Annotated in this window: 24 protein-coding genes; 15 read left to right on the top strand and 9 right to left on the bottom strand. The window is 68.2% G+C overall.

Annotated elements, in window-relative coordinates; translation table 11 throughout:
• Positions 1-11: 11 nt before the first annotated feature.
• The 3 genes from E1P53_RS12855 to E1P53_RS12845 all read left to right on the top strand — a co-directional run bounded on the left by E1P53_RS12855 (position 12) and on the right by E1P53_RS12845 (position 2,531).
• Positions 12-431, top strand: coding sequence for a hypothetical protein (locus E1P53_RS12855; RefSeq protein ID WP_131734501.1), 420 nt, complete (start codon positions 12-14; stop codon positions 429-431).
• Between the two features lie 241 nt (positions 432-672).
• Positions 673-1,248, top strand: a complete 576-nt coding sequence (locus tag E1P53_RS12850) for a TerD family protein (RefSeq protein WP_006901152.1) — start codon at positions 673-675, stop codon at positions 1,246-1,248.
• Positions 1,249-1,391: 143 nt separating this feature from the next.
• Positions 1,392-2,531: a DUF475 domain-containing protein gene (locus E1P53_RS12845; protein ID WP_006901151.1), complete on the top strand. Its 1,140-nt coding sequence runs from the start codon at positions 1,392-1,394 to the stop codon at positions 2,529-2,531.
• A 230-nt stretch (positions 2,532-2,761) separates the two neighbouring features.
• Here E1P53_RS12845 and E1P53_RS12840 read toward each other — a convergent pair whose 3' ends face one another.
• From E1P53_RS12840 to E1P53_RS12830, 3 genes are read right to left on the bottom strand one after another with little or no spacing between them, the layout of a single operon-like run.
• Entirely contained in the window at positions 2,762-3,532 is a 771-nt protein-coding gene (locus E1P53_RS12840) for an AIM24 family protein (RefSeq protein WP_131734500.1), read from the bottom strand.
• Positions 3,529-4,245 carry an AIM24 family protein gene (locus E1P53_RS12835; RefSeq protein ID WP_131734499.1) on the bottom strand — a complete coding sequence of 239 codons (717 nt, stop codon included), beginning with the start codon at positions 4,243-4,245 and terminating at the stop codon, positions 3,529-3,531. The genes E1P53_RS12840 and E1P53_RS12835 overlap by 4 nt, the downstream gene beginning before the upstream one ends.
• Before the next feature lie 15 nt (positions 4,246-4,260).
• Positions 4,261-4,881: an AIM24 family protein gene (locus E1P53_RS12830; protein WP_006901148.1), complete on the bottom strand. Its 621-nt coding sequence runs from the start codon at positions 4,879-4,881 to the stop codon at positions 4,261-4,263.
• 236 nt (positions 4,882-5,117) lie between these two features.
• On the opposite strand from E1P53_RS12830, the gene E1P53_RS12825 reads away from it, so the two are divergent.
• The 5 genes from E1P53_RS12825 to E1P53_RS12805 all read left to right on the top strand — a co-directional run bounded on the left by E1P53_RS12825 (position 5,118) and on the right by E1P53_RS12805 (position 10,816).
• The gene (locus E1P53_RS12825; RefSeq protein ID WP_131734498.1) at positions 5,118-6,230 is read left to right on the top strand and encodes a hypothetical protein; all 1,113 of its coding nucleotides are present in this window, start codon (positions 5,118-5,120) and stop codon (positions 6,228-6,230) included.
• Positions 6,227-7,459 carry an HpcH/HpaI aldolase/citrate lyase family protein gene (locus E1P53_RS12820; protein ID WP_131734497.1) on the top strand — a complete coding sequence of 411 codons (1,233 nt, stop codon included), beginning with the start codon at positions 6,227-6,229 and terminating at the stop codon, positions 7,457-7,459. The genes E1P53_RS12825 and E1P53_RS12820 overlap by 4 nt, the downstream gene beginning before the upstream one ends.
• Complete coding sequence (locus tag E1P53_RS12815) at positions 7,456-8,769, top strand: phosphoribosyltransferase family protein (protein WP_131734496.1); 1,314 nt, start codon at positions 7,456-7,458, stop codon at positions 8,767-8,769. Before E1P53_RS12820 ends, E1P53_RS12815 begins: the two co-directional genes overlap by 4 nt.
• Positions 8,766-9,899, top strand: coding sequence for a cysteine protease StiP family protein (locus tag E1P53_RS12810; protein ID WP_006901144.1), 1,134 nt, complete (start codon positions 8,766-8,768; stop codon positions 9,897-9,899). Before E1P53_RS12815 ends, E1P53_RS12810 begins: the two co-directional genes overlap by 4 nt.
• A 74-nt stretch (positions 9,900-9,973) precedes the next feature.
• Positions 9,974-10,816 (top strand): HAD family hydrolase, encoded by an 843-nt coding sequence (locus tag E1P53_RS12805; protein ID WP_051997225.1) that lies wholly within the window; start codon positions 9,974-9,976, stop codon positions 10,814-10,816.
• Here the strand turns inward: E1P53_RS12805 and E1P53_RS12800 are convergent.
• Complete coding sequence (locus tag E1P53_RS12800) at positions 10,764-11,504, bottom strand: MSMEG_1198 family transcriptional regulator (protein WP_006901142.1); 741 nt, start codon at positions 11,502-11,504, stop codon at positions 10,764-10,766. The two genes, E1P53_RS12805 and E1P53_RS12800, sit on opposite strands and share 53 nt — an antisense overlap.
• A gap of 283 nt (positions 11,505-11,787) precedes the next feature.
• Here E1P53_RS12800 and E1P53_RS12795 point away from each other — a divergent pair, with 283 nt between their 5' ends.
• The 3 genes from E1P53_RS12795 (at position 11,788) to E1P53_RS12785 (ending at position 14,906) form a co-directional block, all read left to right on the top strand.
• Positions 11,788-12,474: a helix-turn-helix transcriptional regulator gene (locus E1P53_RS12795; protein ID WP_181954832.1), complete on the top strand. Its 687-nt coding sequence runs from the start codon at positions 11,788-11,790 to the stop codon at positions 12,472-12,474.
• A 361-nt stretch (positions 12,475-12,835) separates the two neighbouring features.
• Positions 12,836-13,456 carry an SRPBCC family protein gene (locus E1P53_RS12790; protein ID WP_131734495.1) on the top strand — a complete coding sequence of 207 codons (621 nt, stop codon included), beginning with the start codon at positions 12,836-12,838 and terminating at the stop codon, positions 13,454-13,456.
• A 58-nt stretch (positions 13,457-13,514) separates the two neighbouring features.
• Positions 13,515-14,906, top strand: coding sequence for an acyl-CoA synthetase (locus E1P53_RS12785; protein ID WP_131734494.1), 1,392 nt, complete (start codon positions 13,515-13,517; stop codon positions 14,904-14,906).
• Between the two features lie 125 nt (positions 14,907-15,031).
• Here E1P53_RS12785 and E1P53_RS12780 read toward each other — a convergent pair whose 3' ends face one another.
• Both E1P53_RS12780 and E1P53_RS12775 read right to left on the bottom strand, forming a co-directional pair.
• A complete protein-coding gene (locus tag E1P53_RS12780) occupies positions 15,032-16,213 on the bottom strand; it encodes an alpha/beta hydrolase (protein ID WP_006901137.1) in 1,182 nt (393 codons plus the stop codon).
• Positions 16,210-17,328 carry a homogentisate 1,2-dioxygenase gene (locus tag E1P53_RS12775; RefSeq protein WP_131734493.1) on the bottom strand — a complete coding sequence of 373 codons (1,119 nt, stop codon included), beginning with the start codon at positions 17,326-17,328 and terminating at the stop codon, positions 16,210-16,212. The genes E1P53_RS12780 and E1P53_RS12775 overlap by 4 nt, the downstream gene beginning before the upstream one ends.
• A 208-nt stretch (positions 17,329-17,536) precedes the next feature.
• Between E1P53_RS12775 and E1P53_RS12770 the strand changes: the two genes are divergently transcribed.
• Together E1P53_RS12770 and E1P53_RS12765 are read left to right on the top strand one after the other, a co-directional pair.
• On the top strand, positions 17,537-18,145 hold the full coding sequence (locus E1P53_RS12770) for a TetR/AcrR family transcriptional regulator (protein WP_006901135.1): 609 nt from the start codon (positions 17,537-17,539) through the stop codon (positions 18,143-18,145).
• Between the two features lie 55 nt (positions 18,146-18,200).
• Positions 18,201-18,785 carry a GNAT family N-acetyltransferase gene (locus tag E1P53_RS12765; RefSeq protein ID WP_131734492.1) on the top strand — a complete coding sequence of 195 codons (585 nt, stop codon included), beginning with the start codon at positions 18,201-18,203 and terminating at the stop codon, positions 18,783-18,785.
• A gap of 34 nt (positions 18,786-18,819) precedes the next feature.
• On the opposite strand, the gene E1P53_RS12760 is transcribed toward E1P53_RS12765, so the two are convergent.
• From E1P53_RS12760 to dinB, 3 genes are all read right to left on the bottom strand, one after another.
• Positions 18,820-19,566: a DUF429 domain-containing protein gene (locus tag E1P53_RS12760; protein ID WP_131734491.1), complete on the bottom strand. Its 747-nt coding sequence runs from the start codon at positions 19,564-19,566 to the stop codon at positions 18,820-18,822.
• Positions 19,566-20,864 (bottom strand): TrpB-like pyridoxal phosphate-dependent enzyme, encoded by a 1,299-nt coding sequence (locus tag E1P53_RS12755; protein WP_131734490.1) that lies wholly within the window; start codon positions 20,862-20,864, stop codon positions 19,566-19,568. The genes E1P53_RS12760 and E1P53_RS12755 overlap by 1 nt, the downstream gene beginning before the upstream one ends.
• Before the next feature lie 107 nt (positions 20,865-20,971).
• Complete coding sequence (gene dinB / locus E1P53_RS12750) at positions 20,972-22,213, bottom strand: DNA polymerase IV (RefSeq protein ID WP_131734489.1); 1,242 nt, start codon at positions 22,211-22,213, stop codon at positions 20,972-20,974.
• Positions 22,214-22,486: 273 nt separating this feature from the next.
• Here dinB and E1P53_RS12745 point away from each other — a divergent pair, with 273 nt between their 5' ends.
• Positions 22,487-23,995 carry an acyl-CoA synthetase gene (locus E1P53_RS12745; protein WP_109237962.1) on the top strand — a complete coding sequence of 503 codons (1,509 nt, stop codon included), beginning with the start codon at positions 22,487-22,489 and terminating at the stop codon, positions 23,993-23,995.
• 78 nt (positions 23,996-24,073) lie between these two features.
• Positions 24,074-25,813, top strand: a complete 1,740-nt coding sequence (gene ilvD / locus E1P53_RS12740; RefSeq protein ID WP_109237961.1) for a dihydroxy-acid dehydratase — start codon at positions 24,074-24,076, stop codon at positions 25,811-25,813.
• Positions 25,814-25,832 lie beyond the last annotated feature (19 nt).

The following is a 25,832-nucleotide window of genomic DNA, read 5'->3' as shown; positions in this document are numbered from 1 at the left end:
AGGCGAGACACATGCGTAGAAACAGCTTCAGAATCCTCGTGGTCGCCGCGTTTGCGGCCGTCGTCGCTCTGTTCGGCACGGCGGGCCCGGCGTCCGCTGCTCCTGCGCCGACCCCCGTGGTGACCGTGGTCGGCGGATGCGACGGCTCGAAACAGGTCCAGCCCAGGACGCTCTCCTCGATCTTCTGCGCCGACGCCGGGATCATCGTGAAGGACATCCGGTGGCTGGCGTGGACCGACGCCGTCGCCGTCGGCTACGGCACCGAACACCGCAACCTGTGCATCCCCAACTGCGCCGCGGGCAAGTACGCCGTGTACCCGGTCGGCGTCTACCTGTTCGCCCCGAAGAAGGGCGCCTTCACGCAGGTGTCGCTGTACTCGTCGGTGGTCAAGCCGCCGGAGACGTATCAGCTCACCGGTTACGTGCGCTGACGTCAGCCGCTCCCCGGGGTGTCGGGTCGGTCCGCGGGGTCAGTGCCACCTCCACCGGGCGGTCCCGCGCCCGGTCGTTGCCTCCAACTCGATGCAGTCGTGCCGAAACCGCAGGTCATCCGTCTGAAGCAGTGACCGTGACACACCCTTCACATAGAGTGTTGTCGATCGCTCCGAGTGCCCGGGCAATCCCGGCTCGTCGGACGGCATGCAGACCACGTACCAACAGAAAGGCGCAACCATGGGCGTGAGCCTGAGCAAGGGCGGCAATGTCTCGCTGACCAAGGAGGCCCCGGGCCTCACCGCGATCGCGGTCGGTCTCGGCTGGGACGTTCGCACCACCACCGGCGCAGACTTCGACCTGGATGCCAGCGCCATCGCGCTCGGTACCAACAAGAAGGTCCTGTCCGACCAGCACTTCGTCTTCTTCAACAACCTCCGTTCGCCGGACGGCTCGATCGAGCACACCGGCGACAACCTGACCGGCGAGGGCGAGGGCGACGACGAGGTCATCAACGTCGACCTGGCCTCGGTTCCGCCGGAGATCGACACCATCGTCTTCCCGGTCTCGATCTACGACGCGGACGCTCGGGGCCAGTCGTTCGGCCAGGTGCGCAACGCGTTCATCCGCGTCGTGAACCGCGCCAACGGTTCGGAGATCGCTCGTTACGACCTGACCGAGGACGCCTCCACCGAGACCGCGATGGTTTTCGGCGAGGTGTACCGGCACGGCGCCGAGTGGAAGTTCCGCGCCGTGGGTCAGGGTTACGCCTCCGGCCTCGCGGGTATCGCCCGCGACTTCGGCGTCAACGTCTGACCCTCACCGACCCTGACTGAACGGCAGCACACCTCGTAGATGCCGCACCCATCGTCACGACGGGTGCGGCATCTCCGTGTCATGACATACACCGACGACGCTGTCGGCCGGTCCATCTGCTCCTCCAGAAAGGCCACAATCACGTGGTAGTACGAATATTCGGCCTCTCGTTCGTCGTCACGATCGCAGCGCTCGTCGTCGCGTTCCTGTACGGCGGCGTCGAGGCCCTGATCCTCACCGCGATCCTCGGTGTCTTCGAGGTCACGCTGTCCTTCGACAACGCGGTCATCAACGCCACGGTCCTTCGCCGAATGAGCGACTTCTGGCAGAAGATCTTCCTGACGATCGGCATCGTGATCGCCGTCTTCGGTATGCGGCTGGTGTTCCCGCTGGTCATCGTCTGGCTCGCATCGGGTCTCAACCCGGTCGAGGCCCTCGACCTCGCGCTGAACCCGCCGCCGGGTGACGCCGCGTACTTCCCGGGCACCAACGACCCGAGCTACGAGACGATCATCACCGACGCACACCCGCAGATCGCGGCTTTCGGCGGCATGTTCCTGCTGATGCTGTTCCTCGGCTTCCTCTTCGAGGAGAAGGAACTCACCTGGCTCACCTGGATCGAACGGCCGCTCGAGCGCATCGGCAAGCTCGAGATGCTCGAGGTCGTCATCGCCATCGGCCTGCTCGTGCTCACCGCGTCGTTCATCGCGCCCGAGGACGAGCGTTCGACGGTCATGATCGCCGGCGCGCTCGGCATGATCACCTACATCCTGGTCAACGGGCTCGGCGAGTTCTTCAACGTCGAGGTCGAGGACGAGGTCGAAGAACTCGCGCACTCGTCCGAGGGAGAGCAGGAGGCCCAGAAGTCCAACGGTCGTTCCGGTCCGAGCGACCTGGCCAAGGCCACCGGCAAGGCCGGCTTCTTCCTGTTCCTCTACCTCGAGGTTCTCGACGCGTCGTTCTCGTTCGACGGTGTCATCGGCGCGTTCGCGATCACCGCGGACCCGATCCTCATCGCGCTGGGCCTCGGCCTCATCGGCGCGATGTTCGTCCGCTCGCTCACCGTCTACCTGGTGCGCAAGGGAACGCTGTCGGAATACGAGTACCTCGAGCACGGCGCCCACTGGGCGATCGGTGCCCTGGCACTGATCCTGCTCTACTCCATCGGCACGCACGTCCCCGAGATCATCACCGGCCTCATCGGTCTGGTCCTGATCGTCGCGGCACTCGTGTCGAGCATCGTGCGGCGTAAGCGGCAGGCGAACGAGACCGCTTCGGTCTGACGGCTTGCAATCCCTCGAGGGGCCGGCGGGTTTTCGACCCGCCGGCCCTTCGTCGTATCGGCGTACCGACAACGACGTCGGCCCGGGGGAAACGACGACGATTCAGCAGTAGGTATCGCCACGCGACACCTACTGCTGACCGACGGTGTCGCCGAGCCGACGAATCCCCGGCCGCAGACACCACTGCGCCGCAGGTCATCTCGACCTGCGGCGCAGTTGCCGTCGCGTAATCAGCCCTGGTGTTGGGTGAGCTGTTGGGTTATCTGCTGGTTGATCTGTTGCAGACCGGAGGTCGACAGACCGGGCAGCTGCCCCTGGATGGTGCGAACCACCGTCGAGTCGTCGCGGACCTTCTCGCTCGACTGGACGAGAACGGTTCCGGAGCCGGTGAAGTCGAACTGGCGTTCCTCACCGGAGTTGATGCCCAGCCGCATCCCGGCCGCGGTGATGAAACTGTTCACCCATGCCTGGTCGTAGTGGTGGCTCGGCGACGGGCAGTCGGCCCACCCGACGAGGGCTTCGGGGTCCACCCGCACCGGCGGTTCGACGAACATCACGGGCCCGTTCGACGACGCCAGGAACTTGCCGGTTCCGATGATGGTGAGGAAGCCCGGCACGATGGACTGGTTGAGCGACAACTGCGGCTGGAACGCAAGGAGGTTCGCGGCCCGAATGGTGAGGTTGCCGTCCTCGAGGTCGTAGGCGTTGATGTCGTAGCCGCGGTCGCCGATGATCAGCTTTCCCTGGCCTTCGGCGACGACGTAGTCCCCGAGGTACAGCGGCGCCGAGAACTGCTGGGCCACCATCTGCAGCAGCTGTCCTTGCAGACCGTGCGTCAGCGCGGTGAACTGCATCTGCCCGTAGTAGGCGATCATCGCGCCCTTGGACATGAACCACGGCTGCGCGGGATTCAGGTCGATGCAGAACGAGTAGTTGTTGTCGGGAACATTGTCGTCCGACGGCAGATTCATCGGACTCCACACGGTGTTGAGTTGGCTCACAGCTTCTCCTCCGATGCCTGCACGTACACGACTCCCTGGCCGGCGCATTCCAATTGCATTGCCTCGCCGCCGGTTCGGCCGACGTTGCGCCAACTGACCGTCGATCTCAGAGTGGTGGTGACCTGGCCGAACGCGCCGACGAAGGCCTGCGGATCGACGGTCACCGGCGGCTTCTGCGGCGACACCTCGAGCTCGAAGACCCCACCGTGTCCGAGGATCACGACCTGTCCGGGACCGGACACCTGGGTGGTGAACATGCCCTGTCCGGTGACGACGCCCGCCGCCGCGGAACGCAGCGCGCCGAACAGGCCACCGCCGCCTCCGCCTCCGCCGCCTCCCTGCGAGGCCACCGAGACCACCGATGCCTGCAGGTTCGCGCCGTAGGCGAGGAGCCGCGAGGCCTCCACGCGGATGGTGCCGCCGACCTGGCCGAGATCGACGATGTGGACCTCGATGCCGCGGTAGCCGTAGTGCACCTCGCCGTTGCCTTGCGCGATCATCGTCGACTCGTGTTCGCCGGCGAGCATGCGGCCGGCCATGCCTCCGATCGCCCCCATGCCCGGCATTCCGCCGCCCATCCCGCCGCCGGCGATCTGATGCGGCTGGAAGAGGACCTCGCCCTTGTAGAAGAGCATCGCGCCCTTGCGGGCGACCACGGGGCCGGTGCGGCCGATGTCGACGGAGACGACCTTGCTGTTGACCTTGGTGAACATCGATCTACCTCGCCCTCACCGCTCGGCCGGCTGGATCGACACGACGCCGGTACCGTCCCAGCGCAGCGAGAATGCCTCGCCGCTGCCCTGGCCGATCACCGACCGCCAGGACACGTCGGTCACGAACGACTGGCTCAATTGCCCACGCGCACAGACGAAGGCGTCGGGGTCGACCACGAGCGGATACTGCGGTGACACCTCGAGGTGGATCAGCGGCCCACCGTTGGAGATGAGCGCCACCTGTCCGTGCCCGGTGACCGTCGTCGTGAACAAACCCTGACCCGACGACGCGCCGCGCAGGCCTGCGAAGGTGACGTTGGTCTGCAGGTTCCCGTTGAGCACCATCAGCTGCTCGGACTCGACCTGCAGCGTCTCGTTGTTCAGTTCGATGATCGTGGTCTCCGCGGCGTCGTGCGCGAAGTAGACGACACCGGTGCCCGACGCCTCCATGAGCGACAGGCCCTCACCGGTCGCCCGCTGTTTCAGGCCGGCGAGCACCCCGTCGCCTCCACCGAAGCCGGCCGACTTGAACGCGACCTGCCCCTCATAGGCGACCATCGATCCGCTCAACGCACGAACCGCGGTGTTGTTCAGCCTCGCCTCGACCACACGTTTGGAGCGTTGTACCAATTGCATTCGACGTGCCTCTCTCGCCGGGGAGGCCGCCTGCCGACCGCCCCACGTAAGCCAATCGACGCCACGTCCGCGCACCCGCCGTGATCGGTGCCCACCCCGCCGTGAGCCGGTGGCTGCGGCCACAGACGCGGATGAAATCCAGCCGATAGCATCAGAGCGTGTCCGGGAATTTCGTACGTCGTTGGTTCCGCAACGATTCACGCACGAATTCCGCTCCACCTGCATCGTCGGAACAAATGACATCGGCGTTCCTCGAGTCCGAATCCGTCCTCGCTGACATCGACCCGGCGGTGGGTGCAGCGGCCGCCCTCGATCCCCGCACACCCCTACGGGCCGCGTGGTCGGCGCTGCGCGAGGAGCACGCGCGGATCACCGCCGAGTACCTCCAAATCGCCTCTCCGCCCGAAGGCGCACGCATCCGTCAGCAGGACATCGACCGGGTGACCCACGACTTGCGCGGTGTCACGGCGTCCATGCGCCGGTTCGCCGACGCCAACTCCGCCGCCCTGATGCAGGCCCGCGGCGCCATGCAGTCGGCCCAGTCCAAGGAGCACGAGGCCAAGGTCGCGGCCAACCGGGCGATGACCGCGCTCGAGAACGCCGGTCCGTCATTCGGTCGACTGAAGACGGTGACCGACGCCACCGACGCGCTCGGCCGGGCGCTGCGCACCTTCGAGCAGGCCACGGGTCTGCCCGAACGGCAGTCCGCGGCGAGATCGGTGATCGCCGCGGCGACGAACCTGGAACAGGTCCTGGCCGAGGCGCCGACGTACACCGAGCGGGCCCGTCAGGTCATCCGGTCGGTGGAAACGCGACGCAGTGCCATCGCCAACCGCCGGGCCCGGGTGCCGGAGATGCTGTCGATCCTGCGGCGCGAGTTCAGCGCGGACTGCTCGGCCGACCTGCAAAACACCGAGACCACCGTCTACGAGCGCCTTGCGCATGCCGACGCCGCCATCTCCGACGCCCGGAGGATGCTCGCCGATGCCCCTGACCAGGCCATCCAGCAGGCCGACGCCGCGCGCGACGATCTCGCGGTCGCCGAGGATGCGGTCGACGCCGTCTTCGAACGGGTTCGGGTGCTCCGCGACGTCCGTGCCGACCCGCAGGCGGCCGAGCAGCGTGTCCGGTTCCGTCTGCGCGACGCCCAGCTGTTCGCGGTGAACCATTCCCTGGTTGACGAATGGGGTTCTGTCCTCGATGCTCAGGCCGACCGGATCGAGCGTGCGAAGGGAGACCTCGATCGCGTCCACCCCGACTACTGGGGTTATCTCACCCAGCTTCGCGCCGTGGACGACCGGATCATCGAGATCATCTCCCGGATGAGAGGACAGGTGGCCGCACGATGACGATCGCCGCAAGTCACGATCACGCCCGACTCGAACCCGGAACACTCCGACATTTCGACCATCTCGGCCAGTCGGTCATCGAGTCCCTGTTCTGTCGCCCTCCGGAGCCGATCGACCGCAGTTGGCCCGCACAGAGGCTGGCGATCGGTTTGGGCGCGACGCTGTACGTGCCGGCCACGCGCCCCGACCTCGCGGGCGTCATCCGCAGGCGGCGCTCCGAGGGGGTGGTCTCGATGGTGATCGACCTCGAGGACGCCGTCGCCGATCACGAGGAGGCCGACGCCATCGGCCACGCCGTCTCCGCGTTGCAGGAGATCTCCGACCATCCCGGTGACCCGGTTCTGCTGTTCGTCCGCCCGCGCTCGGCCGACCGGATCTCGTCGATCGTCGAGGCATTGCGCGACCGGGCGAACGGTGCTCCGAGCGCGCTCACCGGTTTCGTGATCCCGAAGTTCTCCGCCGCCAACGCCGGTGCGGCCATCGATGCGGTCCGGCAGGCGAGTTCTGCCCTGGGACAGCATCTCTGGGTGATGCCGGTGCTCGAGTCCGCATCGGTCGTCCATCGCGAGACGCGCGACGAGGAACTCGCGACCATCGCGGCACACCTCGCCGCGTTCCGCTCGAACGTGCTCGCCGTGCGGATCGGTGCCACCGACATCTGTGGCTACTTCGGCATCCGCCGCGACCGTGACCTCACGATCTATGACGTACGGGTGGCCGCCGACGTGATCGCCGGGATCGTCAACCATCTCGGACGCACCGACGAGTCCGGCTTCATCGTGACCGGACCGGTGTGGGAGTACTTCGCCGACCACGAGCGGCTCTTCCAGCCGCTGCTGCGCCACACGCCGTTCCGCGAGAGCGATGCGGTGTACTTCCGGCAGCAACTGGTGAGCCGGGACATGGACGGACTGCTCCGCGAGATCACCCTCGACCGCGCGAACGGCCTGCACGGCAAGACCGTCATCCATCCGGCCCACGTCGCGGCGGTGCATGCCCTGTCCGCGGTGACCCATGAGGAGTACCACGACGCGCTCGACATCCTCGCCGCCGATTCCGGCGGTGTGCGGGCGTCGTCGTATCGGAACAAGATGAACGAGCTGAAGCCACATCGGAACTGGGCGCTACGCGTGATGGATCGTGCCGCCGCATTCGGTGTGACCCGGCAGGGCGTCACCTTCGTGGACCTGCTGACCGCGCTCGCCCGACAGGGAGCGGTGTCCCGGTGACAGTTCAGGTCACCACAGCGGAACGCGAACCCGACTGGGTCACCGCTCGTTTCGGTGTAGAGGTCACCGCCGAGGGAGGCGGCCACGCCGGTCATCGGCTGCGCGACCTCGTCGTTCTGGGTCTCCGACACAACCGCAGGCGCGCACACCTGCTCGTGTCGACGGTGCTCGGCAAGCACATCCCGACACCTGTCCGCCGCGTGCGCGGTGCCGCCGACGACCTCGGTGCGGCGATCATCGACCGGATCGGGACCGACGCCGCCCGCGACGCCGTGGTCTTCGGTTTCGCCGAGACCGCCACGGGACTGGGCCATTGCGTGGCCGAGGCCATCTCGGCCTCGCGCTATCTCCATTCGACGCGTCGTCATCTGCCGGGGGTGATGGTGTCGGGAACGTTCGAGGAAGGGCATTCGCATGCGACCACCCACCTCCTGCAGCCCGGCGACCCCGCGTTCCTCGACGCCCGCACCCGCGACGAGACGCTGATCCTTGTCGACGACGAGATCTCCACCGGCACCACCGCCGTCCGCGCGATCGAGTCCGTCATCGGGTCCCACCCCCGGACGCGATTCGTCGTCGCGTCGCTGGTGGACATGCGCACCCTCGACCAACGCGCCGAATGCGACAAGGCCGCAGCCGAACTCGGGGTCGAGGTCGCCTACGTCAGTCTCGCCCAGGGTTCGGTGTCGCTCCCGCCGACGCTGCTCGACGAGGTCTGGGAGCTGGCATCCGACGACCTGAATCCGGTGGCGCCACAACGCGCCCCGGTCACCGAGATCGAACTCGACTGGCCCGACGACGTCCCCGACGGCGGGCGGCACGGATTCCTGCGCGACGATTCCGCGGCGTTCCATCGCGCCGCAGATTCCGTCGCCGAGACGATCACCGCGCACCTCGAGCCGGGCCGCCCCGTCGTGGTGATCGGTCACGAAGAGCTCATGTACGCGCCGTTGTGCATCGCCGAGAGCATCGAGCGACGGGGTTTCGCGACCGGCTACCAGACCACGACCCGGTCCCCCGCCCAGGTGCACGACGTCCCCGGTTATCCCCTGCGCCGCGGATTCCGCTTCCACGCACCGGAATCCGACCCGGGAACGCCGCGATTCGTCTACAACGTGTCGTCGGCCGTGTTCCCGGATCCGCAGGTGGTGCTGGTCGTCGACACACCCGCCGACACCGCGGACCTCCGCGCCCCCGGCGGCCTGCTCGACGTGCTCACCGCCGCCGGGCATCCGGTGACCCTGACGATCCTGCCCGCCGCCCCGCAGCACCCGGCCGCGACGCCCGCGTCTCAGGAGATCTCACGATGACCGCATTCGACGCCACACGGACTCCGCCGCTGTGCGGGCCGCAGTTCGGTTCCTACGCACCCGACGAGGTCACCTGGCTGCTCAAGGATCTGTCCGATGTCGCGCTGGAAGGCGATCTTCGCGAGCGCGAGCGCCGTATCCAGTCCGGGCAGGCCCATTACGCCGAGTCGCTGCCGATCGAGTACCAACCCGGCCCGGAGTACCGACAACTCTTCCACGAGACGCTCCGCACCTCGGCACGCCGGCTCGCCGAAGCGGTCGGCGTCGTCTCGGAACTCGTTCTGGCCGAACGATCTCCGGCTCCGACCCTGGTCTCCCTCGCCCGCGCCGGCACCCCCGTCGGCATCCTCATCCGGCGTTGGATGCAGACCGTGCACGGCATCGAGCCGCAGCACTACACGATCTCGATCGTGCGCGACCGGGGGATCGACACCGTGGCGCTCGATCACATCGTGGCCCGGCATTCCGGCGAGTCGATCGTCTTCGTCGACGGATGGACCGGCAAGGGCGCCATCCAGCGCGAACTCACCGCGGCGCTCGCCGAGTACGCGCGACTCCCGGACCGTCCGCGGCTGAACGACGAGCTGGCCGTACTCGCCGACCCGGGATCGTGCACCACGCTGTACGGCACGCGCGACGACTTCCTCATCGCCTCGGCCTGCCTGAACTCCACGGTCTCCGGACTGGTGTCGCGCACTGTCCTGAACGCCGATCACATCGGTCCCGGCGAGTTCCACGGCGCCAAGTTCTACCGGCACCTCGCCGAACACGACGTCTCCGCGCAGTTCCTCGATTCCGTCAGCGCCGAGTTCGAGGCGGTTCGCGACCGCGTCCGCGACCGCCTGGCCGCGATGACGCCGGAGAGCAGGACCCCGACCTGGGCGGGATGGAGGTCGGTGGAACAGATCCGTCTCGAATACGGGCTGTCGTCGGTCAACCTGGTCAAGCCGGGCGTCGGCGAGACCACGCGCGTGCTCCTGCGGCGAGTGCCGTGGCGTGTCCTGGTGCGCGAGGGCGACCTGCCCGAACACCGGCACATCCGCCTGCTCGCGGCCGAACGCGGCGTACCGGTGGAGGTCTCTCCCGACCTCGCGTACTCGTGCGTCGGACTAATCAAGGAAGACGCGTGAGCGCTGGTGTCGGTCCGGCGAGCGCCCTTGTGGCGACCGACCTCGACCGCACGCTGATCTACTCCGAGGCCGCGATGGGCGCCGACCAGTTCGCCCGCCTCGACACGGTGTGTGTCGAGATCTACCGCGGCGGGCCGCTGTCGTACATGACCACCACCGCCGTCGAACTCCTCGCGCAGCTCGCCGCGGAGGTGCCGGTGGTCCCGACCACCACGCGGTCACCCGCGCAGTACGAGCGCATCACGCTGCCCGGCGCCCCGTTCCGTCATGCGGTGGTGAGCAACGGCGGCCGCATCCTCGTCGACGGCGAGGACGATGCCGACTGGCGGCGACACATCGAACGCGTGGTGATCGCGTCGGGTGCCGGCCTCGACGAGATGCTCACCGAACTGCGCCGACGGATCGACGACTCGTGGGTGCGTTCGCTGCGTACCGCCGATGACCTGTTCTGCTACCTCGTCGTCGAACCGGACGCCCAGCCCGAGGCGTTTCTCCCCGACTGGCGGGAGTGGTGCGAGCGGCGTGGCTGGACCGCGTCGCAGCAGGGGCGCAAGATCTACACGACGCCGCGAGCGCTCACCAAGTCCTCGGCGGTCGCGGAAGTGCGTCGCAGGCTCGTCGACGACGAGCTGCTCGCCGCGGACGCGCGGCTCCACGCCGCGGGTGACGGCCGACTCGACACCGACCTGCTCTCCTACGCAGATCTCGCGATCCGACCGCGCCACGGCGAACTCGAAAGCCTCGGCTGGACGATCCCCGGCCTCGAGGTGACCGCCGGGACCGGGGCGCTGGCCGGGGTCGAGATCCTCGAGTGGTTCCTCCGGTCGGTGCACGACCCCGGATTCACCCCGGCCCGCTCGGAACTCACGGCATCGGGGCCAGCACGTCGGGATGTCCGTGCCGGCGGCACCAACTGATCAGATAGCGGGCGTGCAGACCGCACCACCGGTAGACGGCGGCCTGTGTCATCGGCGATGCCGCGGGATGTTCGCCCCGCGCCTCGATGATCGGCCCCAGGTAGTGGCTCGTCACCTTGTTCGCCGTGTTGGGTGAGACCTTCGCCGCCCGTGCCAGACTGGCGCCGTCGGAGGCGTTTCCGGATGCGATCGCGCCGGCCAGGCGGCCGGCGGTGTGCCCGCGCTGACCGGTCAGCAGTTCGTAGAGCGGCTTGCGTCGCGGCGGCTCCACCTTCTCGGCGACGGACTGTCCCAGCGCCGCCGCCCGGATCGAGTTCATCAGTGTGGCGAACCCGTCGGACTTCGCGATGACACCGACGACCTCGTTCCGCAGTCGCGCCTCGTCGAGGTGGTCCTGCTCCAACCCGTACCCCTGGGTGGCGAGGATGACCGGCGCGTGTCGGTCGTGCTCGGCGAGGATCCCGATGGCGTCGAGGCCGTCGAAGGTCCACTCCATCTCCGGCCGGTTCCAGATGAGATCGGAGACGACGACGTCGAACCTGACGTTGCCGACGACCGACCTGACGAACTCGTCCTCGTCGGTGGCCACGGCGATGTGGGCGGAGTCCAGAGCAGACTCGAGGGGAGCCGCGACCACGTGGCCCAGGGGCGAGGCCACCAGTACTCGCAGACGATTCGGCATGTGCATGATTTTGCCTGAAACGCGTCAATCGTGCGTGATCACGCACACAACTCGGTTTCTCGAGCGCGTCAGTACCCATTGCCTATCAATCAGGTCGCAAAAAACGTGACATGCCACATCTGATTCGCAAGTCTGGAGAAGTAGGAGTTTGCGGAGGAACGCATTCGCAGACGTCTGCACATGATCGCGAGAAAGGTCGATCACGGCTTCGGGGCATGAGTCGATCGGCCCCACGGCGATGTCCGAGGCCGGTTTCCTGACAAACCGTGTCAACAGGAGGACCGTATCGATGTCAGCCCCTCTCGACGAACTGCAACGACCCCAGGAGACCCCAGAGGTCACGGTGCCGTCTCACCTGGCCTCGGTCGGACAGACGTCACCGACCTCCGCACCCACACCGGCACCATCCTCGTCCGCCCGCAGACCCGTCGCCGTGGTCGCCGAAGGCGACATCTACGACGCCGCGCTCGTCGCCCTCGTGGAGGGCTGCGGGTACGACGCGACGTTGGTCGAGCCCGCGCAACTGTCCGCCTTGCGCAACCCCGCCCTGCTGATCGTCCGGTCCGCCGGGGTCCTCAACCTGGTCCGGCGGGCACCCCGCTTGCGGAACGTCCAGACCGTCTTCGTCGGCGACGGTCTCGTCGGCCGTGACCAGATCCGGATCTCGCCGCGCGCACACGGCGCCGAGACGGCGCTGGAACAGGCACTGGCCACCGTCGTCGGACCACCGGCGCAATCGTCGGCGGCCGCACCCGCCAACCGTGTACGGGTGACCGAACGCGAGCGCGAGATCCTGAAGACTTACACACTCGGCGCGACCCTCCGCGAGACCTCGCACATCCACCGCATCGCCGAGAGCACCGTGCGCGAGCACTACCGGCGGGTGGTCCGGCGCTACGAGGAGGCCGGACGACCCATCGGCAACAAGGCGCAGTTGCTGGTGGAGTTCATGGCCGACGGGTGGGTGCGCCCCTAGGGAGCGGCATCGACACCCGCGATGGTGCCCTTGTAGCCACGACGCGGCGTCGGCCACGGCCGAGACCGGAGTGGTGCGGTCACTTCCCGGATCGTCGACCGGCGTCGGCCGGTATGGACGAACCTCGACAGCCCGGGCTCTCGCGTGCACGATGGGGCGTCACCGGAGGTCTTCTCCGGCGGCGCGTCGCTCATCGCGGGGATCGCCGTACAGTTGACGGTGCTGCAGATCTTCTTCCGCCGGCCCGTGATCACGGTGATCGGCTCGTGGAGATCGCCCTCGCAGTTCTCGGGCGTCGAGCCCTTCGACACCGCGACCCGCACACCGCGTCACCGATCCCTGTCGCCGCACGGAGGACCACTTGAAGACCCGTCCGCTCACACTCGCAGCCGGCCTCCTCGGAGCGGCGGCGCTCGCCGAGACCTACCGGGCGTTCGTCCGCCCGTGGGTGATGACCTGGGGCGCGACCGTCGACGAGGCGACCGCCACACTGCCCGGCGACGAACTGCTCCCCGACGCCGACGGCATCGCCACGCGGGCGATCACCGTCGACGCGCCGCCGGAGGCCGTCTACCCGTGGCTCGTCCAGATGGGACCGTCCCCGCGAGGCGGCGCGTACACCTACGACTGGATCGAGAACCTGCTCGGCCTGGACATGCACAGCGTCGACCGGATACTCCCCGAGTACCAGCACCCCGTCGTCGGCGACACGATCGGTGATGCGCCGCGCGCTCCGAAAGTCGTCGTCGCAGAACCCAACCGCGCGTACGCGACCCTGACCGCGGACGGCAACTGGCTGTGGTCGTTCACGCTGGTGCCCCACGGCGACGGCACTCGACTGATCAGCCGCAACCGATTTCGTCTGCCGGGGCTCGCCAGGAGACTCGGGATGATCCCGATGGAGCCCGGATCGCTGATCATGGAACGCAGGATGCTCCGCGGCATCAAGGAACGCGCCGAGCGACTCGCCCGCGACGGGTGACCACGCGGGCCGAGAGTGCTTCCGCGGAAACGGGTCCGCGACATGGCACCCTGGAGAAGTGCTGTTGCCGACGTTGACCCCCACAGCCCCGGATGATCCCGAAGTCGTCCGCATCGGCGACGATCACCTGTCCCGCGAGGATATGGTCGGCGCCGCGACCGCCGTCGCCGAACGGATAGCGGGAGCGCGAACCGTCGCGGTTCTGGCGCAGCCGACCGTCGACACGGTCCTCGCCGTCGTCGGCGGATTGATCGCCGGCGTCCCCGTCGTGCCGGTGCCGCCCGACTCCGGGCCGCGCGAACTCGAGCACATCCTCTCCGACTCCGGTGCACAGGCGTGGCTCGGTCCGGCCCCGGATGAGACCACCCTGCCCATCGTCCCGGTCCGCCGGTACGCGAAGTCGTGGCACCGGCACCCCGAACCGCGCGCCGATTCAACGGCCCTGATCCTCTACACCTCCGGTACCACCGGACTGCCGAAGGGCGTGCCGATCACCCGCCACGCGATCGCCGAGGGACTCGATGCGCTCGCCGACGCCTGGCTGTGGACCGCCGACGACACGCTCGCCCACGGCCTCCCCCTGTTCCACGTGCACGGGCTGATCCTCGGTGTGCTCGGCCCGCTCCGACGCGGCGGCCGGCTGATCCACACCGTGAAACCGACCGCGCCGGGGTATGCCGCGGCCGCCGAATCCGGGGCGTCGATGTTCTTCGGGGTGCCGACGGTGTGGAGCCGGGTCGGCGCGGACCCCGACGCGGCCCGGACCCTCTCGTCGGCGCGGGTGCTGGTCTCCGGGAGCGCGCCCCTGCCGGTGCCCGTCTTCGAGCGGATCCGCGACCTGACCGGGCACGAGATCGTCGAGCGATACGGCATGACCGAAACGCTCATCACCGTGAGCACCCGCGTCGACGGCGAACGACGGCCCGGGTGGGTCGGACTGCCGTTGGCCGGGGTCGAGACGCGACTCCGCGAAGGCGGAGAGGACGTCCCCCACGACGGCGAGAGCGTCGGCGACCTCCACGTGCGCGGACCGATGATGTCCTCGGGCTACCTCAACCGGCCGGAGGCGACCACCGAATCCTGGCTCGACGACGGGTTCTTCGCGACCGGCGACGTCGCCGTCATCGATCCGTCCGGTATGCACCGCATCGTCGGCCGGCGCGCCACCGACCTCATCAAGTCGGGCGGCTACCGCATCGGGGCGGGCGAGATCGAGACGGTGCTGCTCGCCCACCCGGCGGTACGAGAGGTCGCGGTGATCGGCGTCCCCGACGACTACCTCGGCCAGCGGATCGTCGCCTACGTGGTGGGTGATGAGGTGGCCGACACCGAACTCATCGAGTTCGTCGCCGGCGAACTGTCGAATCACAAGCGCCCGCGCGAGATCCGGTTCGTCGACTCGCTTCCCCGAAACGCGATGGGCAAGGTGCAGAAGAAGCTGCTCGGCTGAGCCGGGGCCTGGGAAGCCGCCCCGAATCCGCCCTCCAGCGCGCAGCGGATGACGTCATGGCATCCGCTGCGCTGCCGAGGGTGGAGATCAGGGGCGGATCTCGGACGCGCCGGGTCCGGTACGGATCAGTTCGCCCAGCCGCGCTCCCCCAGCCACTCGGTGATGATCCCGACCGCCTCCTTGAGCTTGGGGATCTGGTCGCGGCCCGAGTAGTAGTGCGTCGCACCGACGATGGTGTGCATCGTCTTGTCCGGGTGTCCGACCGCGTCGAACAGCCTCTTGGTGTGGCTGGGCGTGCACGCGTTGTCCGCCGAGTTGCCGATGACCAGCGTGGGAACCTCGAGATCGGCTGCACAGCGCGGCCCGTCGCCGTTGGCGTCGTCGTAACTCCACTGCGACAGCCAACTCCGCAGCGTCGAGAAGCGGGCAAGACCGACCGGTCCCATGTTCACGATGCGCGGATCGCCCAGGTAGCAACCGAGTTCGCGATCGCTGGGATCGACGGAGAGATCGAGCCACCGCGGATCGGCCATGGTGCCGTGCACGATGAACCCGCGCTCCATCAGCGGCTCGCCGCGGCCGCGGAGCTCGGCGAGCTGCTCTTTCACCCAGGCGGTGATCCGCCGGTTCCGCTCGATCTGCGCGGCACGGTAGCGCTCCAGGAACTCGGCGCTGTACGGCGGCTGGTTCGGGTTGTCCGGGTTGTACAGATCGAGCTCGGGATCTCGCTTGTCCGGGTCGTTCTCGTCGAGGATCGACGGGTCCATCCACTCGGTCAACGTCCCGTGGCGCGAGACATGTGCCGCGAGGAGCATCATGCCGTCGGCGGCCGGCAGGTCGAGCCGGGTGAGGTCCGGCGGCTCCCCCGCCGGGGTCTCGGTGATCGTCGCGCGCTGCGCCTGCTGCTGATAGAACAGCGACAGCGCCCCACCACCGCTCCAGCCGGCCAGGATGACCTTCTCGTAGCCGAGGCGTTCCTTGGCGTCCTTCACGCAGGCTCCCAGATCCTGGACGACCTTCTCCATGATCAGCGCGCTGTCGACGCCGCGGTATCGGCTGTTGCAGTAGATGACGTGGTGGCCGGCCCGCGCGAGCGCGTTCGTCATCGGCAGGTAGGCGCCACCGCCGATGGGGTGCATGAAAATGATGACGTTCTTTGATGGCACCCCAACGGGTTTGAGCAGGTAGCTCTCGAGGACGACGCTCTCGGTGACCCCGCCGTAGGTGTCCTTGTAGGCCGACGTGTCGTCGAAGACGACGAGGTAGGGGATGCGTTCGTACTCGTGACGCGGCAGCGTGGCCGTCATGCGCGGGCTCCTTCGGGGACCTCGGCGGCCGCGGAATCGGCCGAACCGGTCATCACGGGGGTGGGGATCAGGCGGCGTCGGGTGTCGATCGCGATGACCTTCCATTCGACGCGGTCGAACTCGTCGAACTTGCGCCGCGACCGTTCGCGGGCCCGTTCCGGGATGCCGTGGTGAAGGCCCTGTGGCGCAAGGGAGATGAAGCCGGGCGGCATGTCGACGCCGAACAGCTTGCCGCCGTGGAAGAACGCGATCTCGTCGAAGTCGGTGTTGCGGTGGTACCAGGGCAGTCGTTCGGCACCCTTGCGCGACTCCGCCGGTCGCGGAAGGAAGTTCATGACGTAGACGCCGGTCGCCTGCATGAACAGGTGCACGGTGGGCGGGAGGTGGACCGACTCCGAGGTGATGACGTCGTAGTCCTCGATGTTGAACGTGAACGGGAACAGGTCGCCGCGCCAGCCCTCGACGTCGAGCGGGTGGAACGGGTAGTACAGGGTCGTCTCGCCGTCACGCTGGCGGAACCGGACCTCGTACTCGTCGCGGCCGTCACCCTCGAAGGCCTCCGCCTCGGGCACGACGACAAGCGAGGAGTCGAACGGGAAGAACCGTCCGAGCACACCGGGCTCGGGCACCCGGAATTCCTCGACCGCCTCGATGATCAGCAGCAGCGACGGGTTGTCGGGGACCTGTCGGTACGTGCAGCCCTTCGGGATGTAGAGGTAGTCGCCGGGGCGGTAGGGCAGGCGGCCGAACTCGGTCTCGAAGTAGCCGGTGCCCTCGTGGACGAAGAACAGCTCGTCGCCGTCGACCGGCCGGAACCAGAACGGCGCTGCCTCGCTGCGTCGGCTCAGCGAGATGCGGCAGTCGTCGTTGTAGAACATCAGCAACGGCTCGCCCGCCGGATCGATCTGATCGGTCGGGGTCAGCTCGGTGACGAACTTGTCAACGCCGGTGTGGGTCCCGACCGCGCGGAACTGCGTCGGATCGTTGCGCCGGTAGAGGTGCGCGGTGCGGCCGGTGAAGCCGTAGCGGCCGAGTTCGTCGTCCTTGAGGTCTTCGACGTCGCGGTGGACCTGCCGCGGCGTGCGGCCCTTCCGGTGCTGGATGAACGATTCCATGGGCTCCACTCCTGAGCTGTGGTCGGGAGGGCGTGACAGGCGACGTCCTGCGCGGAGTCCCTCCCCAGGCTGTTCCCGCGCGGATTTTCTGATGCTAGATTCAGGTTCAGAATATGACAAGGGCCACAGTCTCCGACGAGACGTCCGCGAACCGGACGCAGTTGCGTGATTCGATGAGATGAACCGCCCCGCGGAAGGAGAGTGCGCGGTGCCGCCGACGAACAAGGGACGTCAAACGGAGGCTGCATTCCTCGACGCAGCGCGACGCTGTTTCGCCGAGAAGGGCTACCTGAACACCAAGATCTCCGACATCGCACAGGCCGCGGGCCGCTCGACGGGGTCGTTCTACAACTACTACGACAACAAGGATCAGTTGCTCGAGGCGCTGCTGGACCAGTTCAGCAACGAGGTGGTCGAGGCCTCGCTCGCCAGCAAGAACACCGACCCCGAGGACGGGGTCCGCCAGGCCGTGACCGCCTACTGGACCACCTACAAGAAGTACCTGCCCGAGATCATCGGCCTGTTCCAGATGTCGATGCTCGACGACGACTTCCGCGACCGCTGGCATGCGCAACGCGCTGCCGGCATCAAGCAGGTGCTCGCCGGCCTGCACGGCGCCGAGCGCGGCGGGTACGACATCGGCATCCCCCTCGAACCGCTCGCGACCGTCCTGGTCAACATGCTCGAATCGTCGTGCTGGTCCTGGCTCGCCGTCCGGGGCGGGGTCGCCGGGTCGATCCCCGACGACGAGACGGCCATCGAGATCCTCACCGCCGTCTGGTATCGCACGGTGTACGGATCGAGAACGAGCCGCTGAACGCGGACCGGTTCTGTCCCTTGAAATCCCGGACGAGCCTCGCGACAGTGGGTGCATGACGATCGACGTCCGGCCCGCCACCGTCTTCGACGACATCGCGACGATGGTCGGTCCCAAGAAGCCGACCTCCAACGTCTGCTGGTGTCTCAGCTACCGGATACCGAGCAAGCAGAACCAGCAGTTGCAGCGCGAGCAGCGAGGCGAGTTCGTCAAGCAGTTGTGCGACAGCGGGATTCCGCTCGGCGTCCTCGCGTATGACACGAGCGGGGAGACAGAGGAGGTCGTGGGCTGGGCGGCGGTGTCACCGCGCGCAGACACGACGTTCGCCCGCAATCGCACGATCCCGCACGTCGACGACCTCCCGGTGTGGTGCGTGTGGTGCATCCGGGTGCGACCCGGCCACCGGAAGAAGGGCATTTCACATGCGCTGCTCGAGGGCGCGGTCGAGTACGCGCGATCCAACGGCGCCCCGGCGATCGAGGGCTACCCCGTCGACAACCGCGGGGCGAAGGTCGATCTCACGATGGCCTATGTCGGGACCCGCGGGTTGTTCGAGAAGCACGGGTTCACCAAGGCCGCGGACACGACCTCGGTGTTGAACGGATTCCCGCGAGTGCTGATGCGGAAGATGTTGGTGTGAGTTGCGGCAGGTCGACGCGGCTCGCGGCCCGCCCCTATCCGCACGCCAGGGAGTCCAGCGCGCATTCGGGCACGTGAATCCACCCCTCCCGCAGCGCGACCGTGAGGTCGTCAGCCGATGGCCGTGTGGTCAGGCCCAGTTCCGCAGCCCGTGCGATCAAAGCGGTGGTCACCGCGTCGAAAGCATCGTCGTCGGTACGCATGAGGCCGTCGTGCCGACCGAGAACGAGCCAGGGCGCCGCGGAGCACAGGGCGTCGACGAGTTCAGCGAGCACGGATCGGTTGGCGGAACGCTTGTAGCCGCGCGAGGTGAGTCCCCACCGCTTCAGCGCCCCGGCCGGGTAGGCCTCGACGGCCCAACCGTCCACCCGGTCCTCGACGCCGAGGTCGGCGAGTAGGCCCGCGCAGCGGAAGGCGACGTGTGCGATCTGGTCCGCCGACACGCTGAGCGGGCGACCGAGGCCGGACGCTGCGACCCACAGGTCGGTGCGGCGGAGCGCGAGAGGACGGCGCCGGGAGATCTCGTCGAGGCCGCGCCCACCCGGTAAGCCGCCACGGTGATGTGCGACAACGAACTCGACGAAGTCATCGGGCCAGCCGAAGGGCGAGTCGATGCCGACACGTGTCGCACCGTCGACCAGGTGCCGGATCGCGGCGTCGTCGCATCCGACCCCCAGTTCGACCACTTCGGCGCGGTCGTCGAACCATTCGAGGACCGCGACCGCGGTCTTGTCCGGCGATGCGGACAGGTCGACGCCGACCGTCCGCATCGCCGGCGACATCAGATCCTGCCGTCGAGGAATTCCGCGTAGGCCGGCAGATCGAGCTGTCCGTGACCGGACAGGCCGATGACGACGACCTGCTCTTTGTCGCTGTCGGCGACGGCCGCGGCACACGCGGCGATGGCGTGCGTCGACTCCGGTGCCGGGACGATGCCCTGCGAGCGCGCAAACGTCACACCCGCCGCGAAGGCGTCCTTCTGCGTGATGGCGACACCCTCGACCAGTCCGAGCTCGACGGTGTGGCTGAGTGCGGGCGCCATGCCGTGGTAGCGCAGGCCGCCGGCGTGGATCGGGTCCGGAACGAAATCCATTCCGAGCGTGTGCATCTTGAGCAGCGGCGTGAGGCCGGCGACGTCGCCGTGGTCGTAGCGGTACTCGCCCTGGGTGATCGACGGACACGCGGCCGGCTCGGCCGCGACGATGCGCGGATTGGAGCGGCCGTGGATCTTCTCTCGCAGGAACGGGAACGACAGCCCGGCGAGGTTGGAACCGCCGCCGGCGCAACCGAAGACGACGTCGGCGCCACCGGGCTCGACCGCGTTGAGCTGATCGACGGCCTCCTGGCCGATGACACTCTGGTGCAGCACGACGTGGTTGAGCACGCTGCCGAGTGCATATCGGGTGTCCGGGTCGGAGGCGGCGACCTCGACCGCCTCGCTGACGGCCATTCCCAGGCTGCCCGTGGTGTTCGGATCCTTGGCGAGCATGGCCCGGCCCGACTCGGTGAGGTCCGACGGGCTCGGGTGCAGGGTGCCGCCGTAGGTGCGGATCAGGAAGCCGCGGTAGGGCTTCGAGTCGTACGACGCGCGGACCTGCCACACCTCGACGTCGATGCCGAACTGGGCGCCGGCGAAGGCCAGCGCACTGCCCCACTGACCGGCGCCGGTCTCGGTGGTGAGCTTGGTGACGCCGTCGACGCTGTTGTAGTACGCCTGCGCCACCGCCGAATTGGTCTTGTGGCTGCCGACCGGGCTCACGCCCTCGTACTTGACGTAGATGCGGGCCTTGGTGTTGAGCGCCTTCTCGAACTTGCGGGCGCGGATCAGCGGGGAGGGCCGCCACATCTTGTAGATCTCACGGACCGGTTCCGGGATCTCGATGTACGGCTCGGACGAGACCTCCTGGGCGATGAGACCACTGGGGAACAGCGCGGCCAGGTCGTCGGGTCCCACCGGCTCCTTGGTGCCGGGATGCAGGTGGGGCGGGATCGGGGTGTCGAGCTCGGCGGCGAGGTTGTACCAGTGCGTCGGGACCCCGACGGTCACCAGATCGGGATTGGTGGCGTCTACTTGCGTCATGGATTGACACTCTAGTGCGCGCGACCCCGTCGTACTCCGGCTGATGCATTCTCGCGACGATTCGTAGAGAACAACGGGACATGGCGCGCATTTTCGCTACGAAATCCCTAGTCAGGGAGCATCGGGGCGTCGTCGCCGTGGTCGCGGCCGATCAGCACGGCGCGGGTGACAGAGTCGCGGCCGAATCGCTCCCGCAACAGGTCCATGGTGGTGTCGAGCCGAACCCCGACGCCCGGTCCGCTCGAGACGCTCCCCGCGACCCTGTCGGTGTCGAACGGGAGCGTCAACTGGATGCTGTCGCGAGGGTCGAGGTTGGTCAGCGACAGCCCGAGGAGCGTGCACCCGCGGTCTCGGATGGTCGGCATCGCCTCGGCCAGCAACCCCCTCGCCGTCGCCATGACGATGTCGGTGCGATCGGTGGGCTCGGGCAGCGTGCGGGATCGTGTCGCGCGAGTGAAGTCGTCGAATCGCAGCCGGAGGACGACCGTGCGGCACACCCGCTCCGCGGTCCGGAGCCGCTTGCCGAGCCGTTCGACGATGGCCACGATCGTCGCCTCGAGGTCGGCGCCGGACTTCGGCCGGCGTCCGAGGGCGCGTTGGGAGCCGATCGAATGGCGGCGCTTACCCGTCTCGACGCGACGGGGGTCCTGTGCCAGCGACAGCGCGAACAGGTGCCGGCCGGCTCCGGGGCCGAGGAGCGAGCAAAGAGCACGTTGTCCGAGTGCCGCGATGTCGCCCACCGTCTCGACGCCGGCGTCGTGGAGCTTGGCCTCGGTGACGGGTCCGACGCCCCACAACCTGCGGACCGGCAGCGGATGCAGGAAGGACAGCTCGGTGCCCGGTGCGACGATCAGCAGTCCGTCGGGTTTGCCGACCGCACTCGCGACCTTGGCCAGGAACTTGCTGCGTGCGCCGCCCACCGTGATCGGGAGACCGACCTCGTCGCGGACGCGGCGGCGGATCGTCGTGGCGATGTCCTGCGGGGACCCGCTGACGCGTCCGAGCCCGCCCACATCGAGGAACGCCTCGTCGACGCTGATGCCCTCCACGACAGGCGTCGTGTCGTGGAAGATGTCGAAGACCTCGCGGCTGGCCTCCATGTAGGCGTCGAACCTCGGCCGGACCACGACGGCGTCCGGGCAGAGCCGGCGCGCCTCGTGGCCGGGCATCGGCGAGCGCACTCCCCTCGCCTTGGCCTCGTAGCTGGCGGCCAGCACCACGCCTCCCCCGACCAGGACGGGGCGTCCTCGCAGGGCGGGATCGTCCCGCTGCTCGACCGAGGCGTAGAACGAGTCGAGGTCGGCGTGCAGGATCGAGGCCTCCTCCCGCTCGCGCCGCTCGACCCGCATAGAACATATGTTCGCATACCGATCGGACACGTCGCCAGAGGAATCGCCCCTTGATTTCAAGTGAACTCGAACTTGAACCCTGGGGGCATGACACCACCCCGGGCAGTGCCATGAAGGCCATTGCACCCGTTGCCCACGATGCCCATTGTCCACGATGCCCATTGCCCACGATGCCCATTGCCCACGATGCCCGTTGCCCACGATGCCCAGAGCCTCGAGGGCAACGGGGGTGCGTTCACGCGTCGATCAGGCAACAGTCATCCTGTTGGTGTGATGACCCCCACCTCGAACACCGTCGACGGAGTGCTCCGGCGCACCGCCGCCCGATTCCCCGACCGCACCGCCCTTCACTTCGGCGACGAGGCCCTCACCTACCGTGAGCTCGACGACGCCGTGACCCGGGCCGCCGCGCACCTGCTCTCCCTCGGCCTCGTCAAGGGCGACCGGGTGGCCGGCTACGGCACCAACTCGCACGCGTACGTCATCGGCTACCTCGCCGCGGCGCGCGCCGGCCTGGTCCACGTGCCGATCAACTACGCCCTGCGGGCCGGTGAGCTGAGCTACCTGCTCGAGCAGTCCGGAGCCCGTGCCGTCCTCGTCGACCCCGCCCTCGCCGAGAACCTCGACGCCGTCATCGACGTCGTGCCCGCCGAGTTCGTGATCCCCCTGCGCGACGCCGACGACTCACTCGTCGCCATCGCCACCACCGGCGACGTCCCGGACCTCGAGACCGAGGTCGCCGACAGCGACCTCGTCCAGCTGCTCTACACCTCGGGTACGACGTCGAAGCCCAAGGGCGCCATGATGACCCACCGGGCGCTCATCCACGAGTACACCTCGTCGATCATCGCGCTCGATCTCGACCCCGCAGACAACCCGCTCATCTGCATGCCGCTCTACCACTCGGCCGGCATGCACGTGTTCATGCTCCCCTACCTCGCGGTCGGCGCGACGGTGCGTCTCATGCCGGCCCCCGACATCCCCGAGATCCTCCGCCAGGTCGAGGAATACCGGATCGGTTCGCTGTTCTTGGCCCCGACCGTGTGGGTGCCGCTGTCCAGCCACCCCGATCTCGACAAGCGCGACCTCTCGTCGCTGCGCAAGGCGCAGTACGGCGCCTCGATCATGCCCGTCACCGTCCTGCAGCGACTGCGCGAACGCTACCCCGACCTCGGCTTCTACAACTGCTTCGGCCAGTCCGAGATCGGCCCGCTCGCAGCGGTTCTGCGACCCGAGGAACACGACGCCCGGCCGGCATCGTGCGGACGCCCGGTGTTCTTCGTCGAGGCCCGCGTCGTCGACGCCGACGACAACGACGTCCCCGCCGGTGAGCCCGGCGAGATCCTCTACCGCTCACCGCAGTTGTGCGAGGGCTACTGGGAGAACCCCGAGGCGACCGAGGAGGCATTCCGCGGCGGGTGGTTCCACTCCGGCGACCTGGTGACCCGCGACGAGGAGGGTTACATCACCGTCGTCGACCGCATCAAGGACGTCATCAACACCGGCGGCATCCTGGTCGCCTCGCGTGAGGTCGAGGACGCGATCTACACCCACGACGACGTCGCCGAGGTCGCCGTCATCGGCACCCCGGACGAGAAGTGGATCGAGGCGATCACCGCGGTCGTGGTGCTGCGCGCCGAGGCCACCGTCACCGAGGCCGAGATCATCGAGCACGTCAAGCAGCGCCTTGCGCCGTTCAAGGTGCCCAAACTGGTGAAGTTCGTCGAGGAGTTGCCGCGCAACCAGAGCGGCAAGCTGCTCAAGCGCGAACTGCGCGGCTGACCGTTCGAGATCGGGTTGCGTTCCCATCGCCGTGGGAACGCAACCCGATCTCGTTTGTGCGGCGCTACCGTGGGCCACATGACCGAGCGCGCCAGGCCCGACCGACACGACGACACGCCGACGCCCGACGAGGTCGACATCAAACCCCGTAGCCGTGACGTCACCGACGGTCTGGAGAAGACCGCGGCGCGCGGCATGCTCCGCGCGGTCGGCATGGGCGACGACGACTGGGCCAAACCGCAGGTCGGCGTGGGATCGTCCTGGAACGAGATCACCCCGTGCAATCTCTCCCTGGACCGGCTGGCGAAAGCCGTCAAGGACGGCGTGCACGAAGGCGGCGGATACCCGCTCGAGTTCGGGACCATCTCGGTGTCCGACGGCATCTCGATGGGCCATGAGGGGATGCACTTCTCGCTGGTCTCGCGCGAGGTGATCGCCGACAGCGTCGAGACCGTGATGAGCGCCGAACGACTCGACGGCTCGGTCCTGCTGGCCGGGTGCGACAAGTCACTGCCCGGGATGCTCATGGCGGCAGCGCGACTCGACCTCGCGTCGGTCTTCCTCTATGCCGGATCGACGCTGCCCGGGTACGCGCGGCTGTCCGACGGCTCGGAGCGGCAGGTCACCATCATCGACGCCTTCGAGGCCGTCGGCGCATGTGCTCGCGGGCTGATGAGCCGGGAGGACGTCGACACCATCGAGCGCGCCATCTGCCCCGGTGAGGGCGCCTGCGGCGGCATGTACACGGCGAACACGATGGCCAGTGCCGCCGAGGCCCTCGGGATGTCGCTGCCGGGCAGCGCCGCTCCCCCGGCACCCGACAAGCGGCGCGACGGTTTCGCACGTCAGAGCGGCATCGCCGTCGTGGAGATGCTGCGCCGCGGCATCACCGCACGCGACATCATGACCCGCGAGGCGTTCGAGAACGCGATCGCGGTGGTGATGGCGTTCGGCGGATCGACCAACGCGGTGCTGCATCTGCTGGCGATCGCCAACGAGGCGGAGGTGGAACTGACGCTCGACGACTTCACGCGCATCGGCAAGCGGGTGCCGCATCTGGCGGACGTGAAGCCGTTCGGCCGGCACGTGATGTCCGACGTCGACCGGATCGGCGGCGTCCCGGTGATCATGAAAGCCCTGCTCGACGCCGGACTCCTGCACGGCGACTGCCTGACGGTGACCGGCCGGACCGTCGCCGAGAACCTTGCCGACATCGCTCCGCCGGACCCGGACGGCCAGGTGCTGCGGGCCACCCGGTCGCCCATCCACCCGACCGGCGGCATCACCATCCTCAAGGGTTCGCTGGCGCCGGAGGGCGCGGTGGTGAAGTCGGCCGGTTTCGACTCCGACGTGTTCGAGGGAACGGCGCGGGTGTTCGACCGCGAGCGGGCCGCGATGGACGCACTCGAGGACGGCACCATCACCGCGGGCGACGTCGTGGTCATCCGCTACGAGGGCCCCAAGGGCGGACCGGGTATGCGGGAGATGCTGGCGATCACCGGCGCCATCAAGGGCGCCGGCCTCGGCAAGGACGTGTTGCTGATGACCGACGGCCGCTTCTCCGGCGGCACCACCGGCCTCTGCGTCGGCCACGTCGCGCCGGAAGCGGTCGACGGCGGGCCGATCGCGCTGGTCCGTGACGGTGACGCCATCCGACTCGACGTCGGACGGGGTCGCCTGGATCTCCTCGTCGACGACGACGAACTGGCGTCACGGGCAGCAGAGTTCACTCCCCTGCCGCCCCGCTACACACGCGGTGTTCTCGCGAAGTACTCGAAGCTGGTCACCTCGGCGTCGCAGGGTGCGGTGTGCCGCTGAGGCCGCAGCGCGCGGCCGG

Origin of the sequence: Gordonia paraffinivorans (genome assembly GCF_900683595.1) — a bacterium.
Taxonomy (GTDB): Bacteria; Actinomycetota; Actinomycetes; order Mycobacteriales; family Mycobacteriaceae; genus Gordonia; species Gordonia paraffinivorans.
Note: the sequence above shows the minus strand (reverse complement) of the source record. Positions and strands in the feature narration are given on the sequence as shown.